13 protein-coding genes are annotated in these 13,797 nt (G+C 71.0%); 3 read left to right on the forward strand and 10 right to left on the reverse strand.

Annotation, left to right across the window (positions count from 1 at the left end; genetic code table 11):
* Positions 1 to 113 precede the first annotated feature (113 nt).
* Positions 114 to 923, forward strand: coding sequence for a peptidylprolyl isomerase (locus tag DEJ18_RS08375; RefSeq protein WP_111210743.1), 810 nt, complete (start codon positions 114 to 116; stop codon positions 921 to 923).
* A gap of 113 nt (positions 924 to 1,036) precedes the next feature.
* A complete protein-coding gene (locus DEJ18_RS08380) occupies positions 1,037 to 2,269 on the forward strand; it encodes a DUF349 domain-containing protein (RefSeq protein WP_111081685.1) in 1,233 nt (410 codons plus the stop codon).
* A gap of 225 nt (positions 2,270 to 2,494) precedes the next feature.
* Here DEJ18_RS08380 and DEJ18_RS08385 read toward each other — a convergent pair whose 3' ends face one another.
* The 5 genes from DEJ18_RS08385 to DEJ18_RS08405 all read right to left on the reverse strand — a co-directional run bounded on the left by DEJ18_RS08385 (position 2,495) and on the right by DEJ18_RS08405 (position 5,870).
* On the reverse strand, positions 2,495 to 3,457 hold the full coding sequence (locus DEJ18_RS08385) for a bifunctional riboflavin kinase/FAD synthetase (protein WP_111210849.1): 963 nt from the start codon (positions 3,455 to 3,457) through the stop codon (positions 2,495 to 2,497).
* Between the two features lie 17 nt (positions 3,458 to 3,474).
* The gene (locus tag DEJ18_RS08390) at positions 3,475 to 3,927 is read right to left on the reverse strand and encodes a hypothetical protein (protein ID WP_111210850.1); all 453 of its coding nucleotides are present in this window, start codon (positions 3,925 to 3,927) and stop codon (positions 3,475 to 3,477) included.
* Between the two features lie 140 nt (positions 3,928 to 4,067).
* Positions 4,068 to 4,433, reverse strand: coding sequence for a hypothetical protein (locus tag DEJ18_RS08395; protein ID WP_111081684.1), 366 nt, complete (start codon positions 4,431 to 4,433; stop codon positions 4,068 to 4,070).
* Positions 4,430 to 5,371, reverse strand: coding sequence for a tRNA pseudouridine(55) synthase TruB (gene truB / locus DEJ18_RS08400; protein ID WP_111210744.1), 942 nt, complete (start codon positions 5,369 to 5,371; stop codon positions 4,430 to 4,432). The genes DEJ18_RS08395 and truB overlap by 4 nt, the downstream gene beginning before the upstream one ends.
* 52 nt (positions 5,372 to 5,423) lie before the next feature.
* Positions 5,424 to 5,870 (reverse strand): hypothetical protein, encoded by a 447-nt coding sequence (locus tag DEJ18_RS08405; RefSeq protein WP_111081682.1) that lies wholly within the window; start codon positions 5,868 to 5,870, stop codon positions 5,424 to 5,426.
* 52 nt (positions 5,871 to 5,922) lie between these two features.
* Between DEJ18_RS08405 and DEJ18_RS08410 the strand changes: the two genes are divergently transcribed.
* Entirely contained in the window at positions 5,923 to 6,822 is a 900-nt protein-coding gene (locus DEJ18_RS08410) for an iron-sulfur binding domain-containing protein (protein WP_502866238.1), read from the forward strand.
* Between the two features lie 75 nt (positions 6,823 to 6,897).
* On the opposite strand, the gene rbfA is transcribed toward DEJ18_RS08410, so the two are convergent.
* The 5 genes from rbfA to DEJ18_RS08435 all read right to left on the reverse strand — a co-directional run bounded on the left by rbfA (position 6,898) and on the right by DEJ18_RS08435 (position 13,687).
* Entirely contained in the window at positions 6,898 to 7,374 is a 477-nt protein-coding gene (rbfA, locus tag DEJ18_RS08415; protein ID WP_111210745.1) for a 30S ribosome-binding factor RbfA, read from the reverse strand.
* A 76-nt stretch (positions 7,375 to 7,450) separates the two neighbouring features.
* Complete coding sequence (gene infB / locus DEJ18_RS08420) at positions 7,451 to 10,312, reverse strand: translation initiation factor IF-2 (RefSeq protein ID WP_111210746.1); 2,862 nt, start codon at positions 10,310 to 10,312, stop codon at positions 7,451 to 7,453.
* 74 nt (positions 10,313 to 10,386) lie between these two features.
* Positions 10,387 to 10,761, reverse strand: coding sequence for a YlxR family protein (locus tag DEJ18_RS08425; RefSeq protein WP_349775046.1), 375 nt, complete (start codon positions 10,759 to 10,761; stop codon positions 10,387 to 10,389).
* Between the two features lie 27 nt (positions 10,762 to 10,788).
* Positions 10,789 to 11,784 (reverse strand): transcription termination factor NusA, encoded by a 996-nt coding sequence (nusA, locus tag DEJ18_RS08430; protein WP_111210748.1) that lies wholly within the window; start codon positions 11,782 to 11,784, stop codon positions 10,789 to 10,791.
* A 151-nt stretch (positions 11,785 to 11,935) separates the two neighbouring features.
* Positions 11,936 to 13,687 (reverse strand): proline--tRNA ligase, encoded by a 1,752-nt coding sequence (locus DEJ18_RS08435; protein ID WP_111081678.1) that lies wholly within the window; start codon positions 13,685 to 13,687, stop codon positions 11,936 to 11,938.
* Positions 13,688 to 13,797 lie beyond the last annotated feature (110 nt).

The following is a 13,797-nucleotide window of genomic DNA, read 5'->3' on the forward strand; positions in this document are numbered from 1 at the left end:
CGATGGTAGGCGTCCGCACCGACGTGGTCGCCACCGGACGGCACCGGTCGGAGGTCGAGGGGTGACCCGCTACGCTCGCAGGCGACACCGCGACGAGAGGTCAGAAGAGCACCGTGGCACCGAAGAACCAGAGCCGTGAAGCCCGCGAGCGACTCCGTCTCTACCAGGCCAGGCAGGGCCTCCACGAGCGTCAGCGTCGACGTCGGGTCCGGGACAACGTCATCGGGGCAGCTGCCCTCGTCCTCGTCGCCGCCCTCGCGACCGGTTCCCAACTCGTGCACGCGTCGACCGACGGCGACGACCGGGCCTCAGCCCCGGCCAGCGCCAGCTCCTCCGCCGCTCCCACGCCGTCCGCCAGCGCGACCGCCGCGAACACCGGCGACGTGCCGAGCGAGGACATCGCGGCGGGTGCCACCTGGACCGGCACGCTCACCCTCAACGACGACGTCGAACTCGGCATCGAGCTCGACGGGGCCGAGGCCCCGCAGGCGGCGAGCGTCGAGATCGACCTCATCCGCAAGCACTTCTACGAGGGCACGTCCTGCCACCGCCTCGCCGACAGCGACGACTTCAACTTCCTGCAGTGCGGTTCCGCCAACGGCGACGGCACGGGCGACGCCGGGTTCGAGTACGGCCCGCTCGAGAACGTGCCGAGTGACGGCCGGTACGCGAAGGGCACGATCGCGATCGCACGCGGTTCGTCGCCCTCGTCCCAGACCACGCAGTTCTTCATCGTCACCGACGACACCACGCTCGACCCGTCGACCGGCGGGTACACGGTGGTGGGTCGGGTCACGAGCGGACTGTCCGACCTGGTCTCCGAGATCACCTCGAAGGGCATCGACGACGCCGGTTCCGACGGCACCGGGACGCCGAAGGTGGCGACCGAGATCACCAGCGCGACCATCGCGCAGGAGAAGTAGTCCACAGCGAAAGCGCACACGCCCGTCGCACGGGCCACCCGTGCAATAGGCTGACGACCTGACCGTGCCGACGGCGACGTCGGTGATGCACGACCACGATCGAGGCGAGACCTGTGGCATCTGACGAAGCAACGACCTGGGGCCGGGTCGACGAGAACGGGACGGTGTACGTCCGGTACGAGGACTCGGAACGGGTCGTCGGCGAGTACCCCGACGCGTCCGCCGACGAAGCCCTCGCCTACTTCGCCCGGAAGTACGCGGATCTCGAGGGCCAGGTGAAGATCGCCGAGCAGCGCGTCAAGGGCGGCGCGTCCGCGGGCGACGTCGCCCGCACCGTCGAGCACCTGCGGAGCCTGGTGGCGGACGCACGGGTGGTCGGGGACATCAAGTCGCTCGAGGACCGCATCGGCGCCCTCACCGACCAGGTGGGCTCCCTCACGAAGGAGCAGGCGGCGCAGGCGCAGCAGGCCCTGACCGAAGCGCTCGCGTACCGCACCGCGCTGGTCGAGGAGGCCGAGGCACTCGCCGCCGTCGACCCCGCCCGCGCGCAGTGGAAGCAGGTGACCGCGCAGCTCGACGACGTCTTCGCCCGGTGGCAGCAGCACCAGCACGACGGCCCGCGCATCCCGAAGAACGACGCGAACGACCTGTGGAAGCGCTTCCGCACCGCGCGGTCCACGGTCGACCAGCACCGCCGCGCCTTCTACTCCGAGCTCGACGCACAGCACCGCGATGCCCGCGCCCGCAAGCAGGAACTCGTGCAGCAGGCCGAAGCGCTCGCACCGCGCGGCTCGGACGCGATCCCGGCCTACCGCCAGCTGCTCGACGAGTGGAAGGGTGCCGGGCGCGCCGGCAAGCGGCACGACGACGCGCTCTGGGCCCGCTTCAAGGCCGCCGGCGACGTCCTCTTCGAACAGCGGCACGCCGAGGCGTCCGCCGAGAACGAGGAGTACTCCGCGAACCTCGAGGCGAAGCTGGCGCTGCTCACCGAGGCCGAGCCGATCCTGCAGATGCAGGACCGCGCCGCGGCGCGCAAGGCGCTGACCGAGGTCCAGCGCCGCTGGGACGAGATCGGCCGCGTCCCGCGTGCTGACGTCCGGCGCGTCGAGGACCGCATCCGCGCGGTCGAGGACCACGTCCGGGGGCTCGAGGACCAGCACTGGAAGCAGTCCGACCCGGAGCGCAAGGCACGCCAGACCGGGCTCGCCAGCCAGCTCGAGGGTGCGATCGCGAAGCTCGAGGCCGAGCTCGCCGACGCCGAGGCGAGCGGGGACGCACGCCGGATCAAGGACGCCCGCGAAGCACTGGACGCTCGCCGGATCTGGCTCGACGCCCTGGGCGGCTGACGCAGCAGCGGATGTGCGGATGCCCCCGCGGCCGATCGGCTGCGGGGGCATCCGCACATCGGGCACCGGGCGTCGTGTACCGGGCGTAGGGCGTCCAGCGTCGCACACCGGGGACCGGGCACCGGGCACCGGGCACCGGGCACCGGGCAGAGCCTGGTTCGCGATCGGCATCGACCTGACTGGTACCGCGTCACCACACGACGCCACTCCTGGTGGCGGCCCCGGTCAGGCGGAGACGGGCATCCCGAGCAGCGAGCGGATGTCGAGGTCGTCCTGCCGCATCTGCGCGGCCAGCTCGTCCATGCCACCGAAGGCGACCATGCCGCGCACGTACGCCACGAACAGCACTGAGATGGTGTCGTCGTACAGGTCGAGGTCCACATCCAGCAGGTGCGCCTCGATCTGCTTCTCCGGCACGCCGGCGAACGTCGGGTTGTTGCCGACCGAGACGGCAGCCGGGTACGTCACGCCGTCGTGCAGCACCCGCGCGGCGTAGACACCGTCAGCGGGGACGAACCCCTCGCAGGCGGGGTCGAGGTTCGCGGTGGGGTACCCCATGGCGCGACCACGCTGGTTGCCGCGCACGACCACGCTCCGCACGGCGTGCTCACGACCGAGCAACCGTGCGGCCTCGGCGACGCGACCCGCGCCGAGGAGCTCTCGGATCCAGGTGGAGGAGACACGCCGCTCCCCCTCGGGCCGCACGTCGTCGACCAGGTCCACGTCGTCGATGAGCTCGACCTGGAAACCGTGGCGTTCGCCGAGTTCGCGGAGCAGCGTGACGTCACCGGCCCCGCGGGCTCCGAAGCGGAAGTCGCTCCCGACGAAGACCAGCTGGGCGTGCAGCGCCCCGACGAGGATCTCGGACACGAAGGACTCGGCGGACTTCGACTGCAGCTCGGGGTCGAACCGGAGGAGGAGGGTCGCGTCGACGCCCACGTCCTCGAGCAGTTCGCGGCGCTGCGCGGCGCTCGTCAACGCGGGTGGGACACGCTGCGGGTCGATCACGTTGAGCGGGTGCTGGTCGAACGTGACGACGGTGGAGACGAGTCCGCGTTCACGCGCGGCGTTCTCGAGATGGGCGATCACGGCCCGGTGCCCGACGTGGACACCGTCGAACTTCCCGATCGTGACGGCGCTCGGCCCGAAGTCGTCCGGCACGTCGCCCAGGTCGTCGTAGAACTGCATGGTCGACCCCTTCCCGGTCACTCGGCGGGCCCCACGTGCTGGTCGTCCAGCGCGGCACGCTCGGGAGCCGCCCCGCCGACGGCGATGCGATGGTGTTTCCGGAGCCACCAGAGGCCGGCGATCGGGAGCACGAGCGGCGCGAACGCGTAGCCCATGCCGTAGTACGACCAGATCGTCAGGTCGGGGAACAGCTGTCGGTCGAGCAGCGACAGGGTCCCGACGACGAGGACGCCCGTCATCTCGAAGACGATCGTCACACACGCCACGCGGTACCAGGACCGCCCGGGGACGATGAGGGCGACCATCGCCACGATGTACACCACGGCCGCGACCGCGCTGAGCGTGTACGAGAACGGCGCGAACGCGAACTTCTCGGCGATCTGCACGACACTCCGACCGGTCGCCGCCAGGGCGAGGATGCCGTAGACGGCGATCAGGACCCGGCCGACGCCCGTGGCCAGTGAGGACACCTTCGGCGCCGAGGTGCGCTCGGCTGCGGTGCTCGCCGAAGAGGTGTCACCCGCAGAGGACTTGGTCGCCACAGCCTCGATCCTACCGATCACCGCACCGCTTCCGAGCACGGACGACGTGCGGTCGTTCGTGACGCGGGTCAGTTGAGGGCGAACCAGATCTGGTACATCCGGTAGACCATGACGGCGGCGGTGAACGCGCCCGCGCCGAGGACGACCGTGCTCCACCGGCTGCGGTCGACGAGGGCCCAGACGATCGTGGCCGGCGGCACGAGGACGACCGAGACGGCGTACACCCAGAACTCGAGGACGTTGCCCTGCGGCGGGTTGCCGGCCGCAGGGGCGACCAGGGAGACGACGAGTTGGACCAGGAGCAGGAGTTCGACGAGCGCGAGCCCCCCGACGGTGTAGTCGTTCGGCTTCCGGCCGACGAGACCGAGGACGACGGCCGCGACGCCGATGACGCAGGCGATCGTGAACTGCACCCACATGAACCACTCGATCATGCGTTCGCTCCTGCAGCCGTGGGGAAGTTCGTGATGACGCGGAGCTGACCGCGCCGGACCGCCACGAGGCCGACGAGACGATCAGCACCGGTGGCGATCGCCGCGACGGGCCCGTCCGAGTCCGGGTGGTCGACGGTGATCCGCTTGCCGTCGCCGAGGTCCTTCGCCTCGGCGCCGTCGAGTTGGACGACCGGGAACAGGCGTCGGGCGACGTCGACCGGTCGCGCGAGGGCGCCTCGGACGTCGACGGACTCGTCCTCGAGGTCGACGGCGTGGTCAACCGAGAACGGACCGACCACGGTCCGGCGGAGGGCCGTCAGGTGCGCGCCGGTCCCCAGGGCGAGGCCGACGTCGCGCGCCAGTGCCCGGACGTAGGTGCCGGACGAGCAGGACACGACGACGTCGAGGTCGGCCACGGGGACCTCCCGACCGTCGACCGAGACCACCCGGTCGGCCCGACCGCGGACCTCGAAGCGGTCGACGGTCACCCGGCGTGCCCGGAGCGTGACGGCTTCGCCCTTGCGTGCGAGGTCGTACGCGCGACGCCCGTCGACCTTGATGGCGCTGACGGTCGACGGGACCTGGTCGATCGGCCCGCGGAGCGCTGCCACCGCTGCCTCGATCGCCTGGGCGGAGACCGCTCCGGCGGGTGCTCCGAGCGCCGACACCGGATCGCCGTCGGCGTCGTCCGAGTCGGTCGCGACGCCGAGTCGGACCGTCGCCGTGTAGGTCTTGCCGAGCCCGACGAGGTGCGTCAGGAGTCGTGTGGACGGCCCGACGCCCAGGATCAACAGCCCCGTCGCCATCGGGTCGAGGGTGCCGGCGTGGCCGATCTTCTTGAGGCCGAGTCGGCGCCGGGCGATCGAGACCACGCGGTGACTCGAGATGCCCTGCGGCTTGTCGACGAGGAGGATGCCGTCGGGCGGGGTCACGAGCACCGCAGCAGCGTAGCAGCGTGACCGCACGCCGTGGTCGGAGGACCGCCAGGCGTCAGCAGGCGTCGTTCCACTCGCGGCGGGGGTGTTCCGGATCCGTGACGTCGAGCACCGCGGACGCGGCGATCTTGACGTCCGCGCGACGCTCGAGCCGCCCGGCTTCCTGCTCGACCCAGAGGGACCAACGCCACAGCGACCGTGTCCCCGCTGCGAGCAGCCCGGCACCGTGCACGACGAGTACGCCGTCCCCCGCCCCCGTGGTCCGGAACGGTGTCACGAGGTCGGCGCGGAGCGTGTCGACGTCGGTCGAGGGTGCGGCTGCGGCCATCGCGTGGACGCCGTGTCGCTCGAAGCCGGCCACGAGCGCGGCGGCGACGTGCTCGAGGTCGATGCCGTCCTGCCCGTCGACGGCGATGACGGTTCGGTTCGTCCCGACCTGTGCGATCACCTCACTCGCGATCGCGGCCATCGTGTCGGTCTCCTGCGGTGCCCAGCGTGCCATGGGACCACCGTAGGCTGTCGTGGTGAACGCGGGCCGAGCCTCCAGTCCGTCGGTGGACGACGCTGATCTCCACAGGCGGTCCGACATCGCGTCCCCCCTGCTCACCTGGTTCCGACACGAGGCGCGCGACCTGCCGTGGCGACGCCCGGGGTTCCCGGCCTGGGGCACGCTGGTCAGCGAGATCATGCTGCAGCAGACGCAGGTCGCGCGGGTCGTGCCCCGACTTCAGGCGTGGCTCACGCGCTGGCCCACCCCGGCGGACCTCGCGGCCTCACCCCCGGCCGACGCGGTGCGGGCCTGGGACCGGCTCGGCTACCCACGTCGTGCCCTCGCGCTGCACGCGGCGGCGACCGCCATCGCCGAGCGACACGGCAACGTCGTGCCGCGCGACGTCGACGACCTCCTGGCCCTTCCCGGGGTCGGGGACTACACCGCACGCGCCGTCGCGGTCTTCGCGTACGGCGACCGGCACCCGGTCGTCGACGTCAACGTCCGCCGCGTGCTCGCGCGGGCCGTGCTCGGGCAGGGCGAGCCCGGACCGGCGAAGGCGAAGCAGGACCTGCCGCTCATGGAGTCCGTGCTCCCCGAGGACCGCGACGACGCCGCGGCCACGAACGCCGCGGTGATGGAGCTCGGGGCGCTCGTGTGCGTCGCCCGGGCCCCGGCGTGCGACGCGTGCCCGATCGCGGACCGCTGCGCCTGGCGCCTGGCGGGGTACCCCGATCACGACGGACCGCGGGCACCGAGACAGTCGCGCTTCGCCGGTAGCGACCGGCAGGTGCGGGGGCTGATCATGGCTGAGCTGCGCGCGAGTGACGTGCCGGTCACGCAGGACGAGATCGCGCTGGTGTGGCCGGACGCCGAGCAGCGCGACCGCGCGCTCGCGTCCCTGCTCCGCGACGGTCTGGCCGAGGGCGACGACGCCGAGGGGTACCGGCTCCCGCGCGGATGAGACCGGCGCGCGACGACGCGCCGGTGCCCGTCACCACAGGCGAGGGCGCCGGCGCGCGTCGGCGGGTCCGCGGCCTCAGCTCCGCGCGGGGTCTGCCCCCGCGTCGTCGTCGTCTTCCTCGTCCTCGTCCTCGTCCTCGTCGTGCTTGTACGGATTGGCGTCGCCGGCGTAGGTGGCACCAGCCGACGCCGCCCGCACCTGCTCGTCCCGCATCTGGGCCTGCACGAGCAGGTCCTCCATGTGCGCCGAGGTCTCGGGCAGGGCATCGGCGATGAACTCGAGCGACGGCGTCAACCGGGCTGTGATGTTCTTCCCGACCTCGCTGCGGAGCATGCCGGTCGCGGCCTTGAGCGCCGCGGCGGAGTCCGCTCGCTCCTCGTCGGTGCCGTAGACGGTGTAGAAGATCGACGCGTGCTGCAGGTCGCCGGTCACGCGGACGTCGGTGATCGTGACGAAGCCGAGACGCGGGTCCCGCAGGCCCTTGTCGAGCCGACGAGCGACGACTTCCTTGATGCGGTCCGCCATCTTGCGGGCGCGCTGCGGGTCAGCCATGGGTTCCTCCTTGCGGAACGGGGTGAGGCCCCGCCCCTCCGTTCGGAGGGGCGGGGCCCAGGGGTACTCAGTGCGATCAGTCGCGCGGCTTCTCGACGAGCTCGGTGGTCTCGATCTCGTCGCCGATCTGGATGTCGTTGAACTTGCCCAGACCGATACCGGCTTCGAAGTCCGTGCGGACCTCGGTGACGTCGTCCTTGAAGCGACGCAGGGACTCGATGGCGAGTCCGTCCGCCAGCACCACACCGTCACGGATGACGCGCGCCTTGGCGTTGCGCGTGATCGTGCCGGAGCGGACGATGACACCGGCGATGTTGCCGAACTTCGAGGAGCGGAACACCTCGCGGATCTCGGCGACACCCGACTGGACCTCTTCGTACTCGGGCTTGAGCATGCCCTTGAGCGAGTTCTCGATGTCCTCGAGTGCGTTGTAGATGACCGAGTAGAAGCGGACGTCGATGCCCTCACGCGCGGCACGCTCACGGGCCTTGACGTCCGGACGGACGTTGAAGCCGATGACGATCGCGTTGTCGATCGTGGCGAGGTCGATGTCCGACTCCGTGATCGCACCCACACCACGGTGCAGGATGCGCAGCTGGACGCTGTCGTCCACCTCGATGTCGAGGAGCGACTGCTCGAGTGCCTCGACGGCACCGGAGACGTCACCCTTGATGATGAGGTTGAGCGACTCGACCTTGCCCTCTTCGAGTGCACGGGTGAAGTCCTCGAGCGAGATGCGCTTGCGGGCCTTGGCCAGCTGCGCGTTCCGCTGGGCGGCCTCACGCTTCTCGGCGATCTGACGCGCGGTGCGGTCGTCCTCGGTGACGAGGAACGTGTCACCGGCGCGCGGCACCGACGACAGACCCTGCACCTGGACCGGACGGCTCGGCGTCGCCGCGTCGACCGGCGTGCCGTTCTCGTCGACCATCGCACGGACGCGGCCGTACGCCGTGCCCGCCACGATCGCGTCGCCGACGTGCAGCGTGCCGGACTGGATGAGGACGGTCGCCACCGCACCACGGCCCTTGTCGAGTCGTGCTTCGATCGCGACGCCTCGGGCGTCCTTGTCGGGGTTCGCACGCAGGTCGAGACCGGCGTCAGCGGTGAGCAGCACGGCGTCCAGGAGTTCCTGGATGCCGATGTTCTGCCGCGCCGACACGTCGACGAACATGACGTCGCCGCCGTACTCCTCGGCCACCAGGTTGTACTCGGTGAGCTGCTGCCGGACCTTGGCGGGGTTCGCCCCCTCCTTGTCGATCTTGTTCACCGCGACCACGATCGGCACACCGGCCGACTGGGCGTGGTTCAAGGCCTCGACGGTCTGCGGCATGATGCCGTCGTCCGCCGCGACCACGAGGATCGCGATGTCCGTCACCTGCGCACCACGAGCACGCATGGCCGTGAAGGCCTCGTGACCCGGGGTGTCGATGAAGGTGATCGGGCGCTCGATGCCCTCGTGCTCGGTGACGATCTGGTACGCACCGATGTGCTGCGTGATGCCGCCGGCTTCGCCCTCGACGACCTTGGAGTTGCGGATCGCGTCGAGCAGTCGGGTCTTACCGTGGTCGACGTGACCCATGACGGTGACGACCGGGGGACGCTGCTGCAGGACGGAGTCGTCCTCGTCGGCGTACTCGGCCTCGATGTCGATGTCGAAGCCCTCGAGGAGCTCCTTGTCCTCGTCCTCGGGCGACACGACCTGGATCTTGTAGCCGAGCTCCTCGCCGAGCACCTCGAAGGTGGCCTCGTCCAGGGACTCGGTCGCGGTCGCCATCTCACCGAGGTGGAACAGCACCGTCACCAGGTTGCCCGGGCTCGCGTCGATCTTGTCCGCGAAGTCCGAGATGCTCGCACCGCGACGGAGTCGGACGACCGTGTTGCCGTCACCACGCGGGACCTGCACACCGCCGAGCGACGGTGCCTGCCGCATCTCGTACTCGGCGCGCTTCGTCCGCTTCGACTTGCGGGCACGGCTCTTGCCGCCACCGCGACCGAACGCACCAGCGGTACCGCCGCCGGGGCCGCGGCCACGACCGCCACCACCGGCCGGACGCGGACCGGTGAACGCCGGACGGGCGAACCCGCCGCCGGCACCGGCACCGGCACCACCGGGACGGTTGAAGCCACCACCGGGGCCACCACGGCCGCCGCCCTGGCCCGGGCGCTGCCCGAAGCCGTTCGGACGGTTGTTCTGACCGGGACCGCCGGGACGCGGGGCACCCGGGCGGGGAGCACCGGGACGCGGCGGCTGCGGACGCGGGATGCCGTTCCCGCCACCGGCACCGGCGGCGGGGCGCTGACCCATGCCCTGGTTGGACGCGAACGGGTTGTTGCCCGGGCGCGGCGGACGTGCGCCCATGCCCTGGCTCGACGCGTAGGGGTTGTTGCCGGGACGGGCGCCGGGCTTCGGGCCACCGGGCTTCGGCGCAGCGCCGGACGGCTTGGTTCCACCGGGCTTCACCGCGTCACTCGGACCGGAGTCCTTCGGCTGGTCACCGCTCTGCTGGGCCTTCTGCTCGGCGGCCTTCTGCTCGGCGGCGGCCTTGCGAGCCGCCTCGGCCTCGGCCTGGCGCTGCGCGACCGACTTCGGCGCGGCCGGTACCGGGGCACCGTCGACCGCGGGGGCAGCGGGTGCCGCCTCGACGACCGGCTCGGGTGCCGGTGCGGGTGCCGGGCGCTTCGGCCCGGGCTTGGGGCCACCGGGCTTCGGAGCACCGCTCCGCGGTGCTGCGGGGGCCTTGGCGGCGGGGGCTGCAGGCGTCGACGACGCGGATGCGCCCCCGGCCTGCAGGGCTGCACGGAGCTTCCGTGCGACGGGGGGCTCGATGCTCGAGCTCGGGCCCTTGACGAACTCGCCGAGCTCCTTGAGCTTCTCGAGTGCGGTCTTGCTGTCGACGCCGAGCTCGCTTGCGATCTCGTGTACGCGTGGTTTAGCCACTGTTCTCCTTCACGGGTCCCACCCCGTCAAGGGGCAGGACTCACTGGATGACGGGTCTCATTTCGAGCCGCTCATCAGTTGTCCATAAGCCGTTCAGCCTGTTCTGTCATGTCCGGGCGCTCGGGTTCCGTGCCGTTCGGGCTCTGCAGCCCTGCGAGGTACTCGTGCACCGCGGACGTGTCGGGATCACGCTCCAGCCGGAGCGCACGGCGGAATGCCCTGCGCTTGACGGCCAGTTCGTACGCTTCGACGGTCGGTGTGAGCCATGCCCCCCGGCCCGGCATGACTGCCTTCGGATCCGCCACGACGGAACCGTCGCTGAGGGCGACGACACGGAGGAGGGAGGATCGGGGTGCACGGCGACGACTGCCGATGCACGTTCTGACGGCGTCCACTCTACTCCTTGACTCCGACGACCGCGATCCGGCGCGCCCGCGGCCCCACGCCACGAGCGAACCGGTCCCGCCGCCTGCTGGTCAGTCGTCCCCGTCGAGGATCGAGTCCGGCTGGATGTCGATGCGTGCACCGGTCAGCTTGGCAGCGAGTCGGGCGTTCTGCCCTTCCTTGCCGATCGCGAGCGACAGCTGGTAGTCGGGCACCAGTGCACGGACCGCCTTCGTCGAGGCGTCGAGCACGAACGCACTCGTCACCTTGGCCGGCGACAGGGCGCTGGCGACGAACGTGGACAGGTCGGACGACCAGTCCACGATGTCGATCTTCTCGGCACCGAGTTCGTTCGTGACGGACCGGACGCGGGCCCCGAGTTCGCCGATGCAGGCACCCTTCGCGTTCACGCCGGGCTCGTTCGCCTTGACCGCCATCTTGGTGCGGTGGCCGGCCTCGCGCGCCAGGGAGGTGATCTCCACGACGCCGGACGCGATCTCCGGAACCTCGAGTGCGAAGAGCTTGCGGACCAGGCCCGGGTGGGTCCGGGACACGGTGATCTGCGGGCCCTTGTTGCCACGGCCGACACTCGTCACGTAGACGCGGAGTCGCATGCCGTGCGTGTAGGTCTCCCCCGGCACCTGCTCTTCCGGCGGCAGGATCGCCTCGACGGTGCCGAGGTCGACCATGACCATCTTCGGGTTCGGTCCCTGCTGCACGATGCCGGCGACGATGTCGCCTTCCTTGCCGCGGAACTCGCCGAGGATCTTGTCGTCGCCGATGTCCCGGAGACGCTGGTTGATGACCTGCTTGGCCGCGAACGCCGCGATCCGGCCGAAGTCGCTCGGCTGGTCGACCGACTCGCCGATGACGTTGTCGTCGTCGTCGCGCTCGGGGACGAAGACCGAGACCTCGCCGGACTTGCGGTCGAGCTCCACGCGCGCCTGGGCGTCGACGGGCTCGTCGTTCTCAGCACGGTGCTTCTGGTAGGCGGTCAGGATGGCAGATTCGATGATCTGGACGAGCTCGTCGAACGGGATCTCCCGTTCACGCTCCATGAGTCGCAGGACTGCGAGGTCGATCTTCACCGAGGTGCCTCCGTATTCAGATGAGTCACTCCCGCGGATGGGACCACGCGGAAGCCGTCGTCGATCCTACCGCAGCTGCCGCAGACCGGGAGGCCCGTGGCGATCCCGCCTCGGGCCTCCCGGTCCGCACGCCTGCTGCGGTCACTCTCGGTCAGATCGCCCGGACGGCGTCCACCAGCTCGGCCACGGGCACGTCACGACGCTCGCCGGTCGCTCGATCCCAGAGTTCGACCACGCCGTCGGCCGCGTTGCGGCCCGCCACCACCACGATCGGCATGCCGAGCAGTTCGGCGTCGCGGAGCTTGACACCGGGCGACACCTTCGGTCGGTCGTCGTAGACCACCTCGAAGCGCTCGCCCTCGAGCTGGGCGACGATCGACTCGGCGAGGTCGAACGCGGTGGCGTCCTTGCCCGTGGCGACGACGTGCACGTCGAACGGCGCGACGTGCTTGGGCCAGGCCAGGCCCTTCTCGTCGTTGTGCGCCTCGGCCAGGATCGCCAGGATGCGGGTGACACCGATGCCGTACGAGCCCATCGTGACGGTCGCCAGCTTGCCGTTCTCGTCCTGCACCTTGAGCCCCAGGGCCTCGGCGTACTTCCGGCCGAGCTGGAAGACGTGGCCGATCTCCATGCCACGGGCGGTCTCGAGCGGGCCGGAACCGTCGGGCGCGGGGTCGCCGGCACGGACGTCGGACACCTCGGCGACACCGTCGGCGGTGAAGTCCCGCCCGGCGACCAGGCCGGAGACGTGCACCCCGCGCTCGTTGGCGCCGGTGACCCAGGTGGTGCCGTCGACGACCCGGGGGTCGACGAAGTACCGCAGGCCGGTCGCGCTCTCGGCACCGAGCACCTGCGGTCCGATGTAGCCCTTGACCAGACCGCGGTGCTTGCGGAAGTCGTCGTCGCCGGCCGCTTCGACCTCGGCCGGGGCGAACGCGACTTCGGCACGCTTCAGGTCGACGTCACGGTCGCCGGGCAGACCGACGACGACGACCTCACGCGTGCCGTCGAGGTGGGTCAGCGCGAGGACGACGTTCTTCAGCGTGTCCGCTGCCGTCCAGGGGGCGCCGTCGCGCGGGGCGACGGCGTTGGCGTGCGCGACGAGCGACTCGATCGTCGGGGTGTCCGCCGCGGGGAGCAGCACGGGCGCGGGCAGCCCGTCGATCGACTTCGCCTCGGGTACCGGGGTGACGTACGCCTCGACGTTGGCCGCGTAACCGCCGGCGCTGCGGACGAAGGTGTCCTCGCCGACCGCGATCGGGTGCAGGAACTCCTCGGACTTCGACCCGCCCATCGCACCGGCGTCGGCCTTGACGATGACGTAGTCGAGACCCAGGCGCGCGAAGATCCGCTCGTACGCGTCACGCATGACCTGGTAGCTGCGCTCGAGCCCGGCGTCGTCGAGGTCGAACGAGTACGCGTCCTTCATCGTGAACTCGCGACCCCGCAGCAGGCCGGCACGCGGGCGGGCCTCGTCGCGGTACTTGTCCTGGATCTGGAACAGCGTGACCGGCAGGTCCTTGTACGAGGAGTACAGGTCCTTCACGAGGAGCGCGAACATCTCTTCGTGGGTGGGCGCGAGCAGGTAGTCGGAACCCTTGCGGTCCTGCAACCGGAACATGCCGTCGCCGTACTCGGTCCAGCGGTTGGTGGCCTCGTACGGCTCACGCGGCAGGAGCGCGGGCAGGAGCACCTCCTGCGCACCGGCGGCGACCATCTCGTCGCGGATGATGCCCTCGATCTTCGAGCGGACGCGGAGCCCGAGCGGCAGCCAGGCGAAGATGCCGGGCGACTGGCGACGGACGTACCCGGCGCGGACGAGCAGCTTGTGACTCGTCACCTCGGCGTCGGAGGGGTCGTCGCGGAGCGTGCGGAGGAAGAGATGTGAGAGCCGTGTGACCACGCCGTCAGCCTAGCGGCGCACGGTCAGGGCGCGACGCGGCTGTGGACGGCGGGGCGGCGCTGCGGGGCCGACGCGGATCGGCGCGGGAGGCCCGTGGCGGCGCCGCCGGG

Source organism: Curtobacterium sp. MCSS17_015 (assembly GCF_003234265.2).
Classification (GTDB): Bacteria; Actinomycetota; Actinomycetes; order Actinomycetales; family Microbacteriaceae; genus Curtobacterium.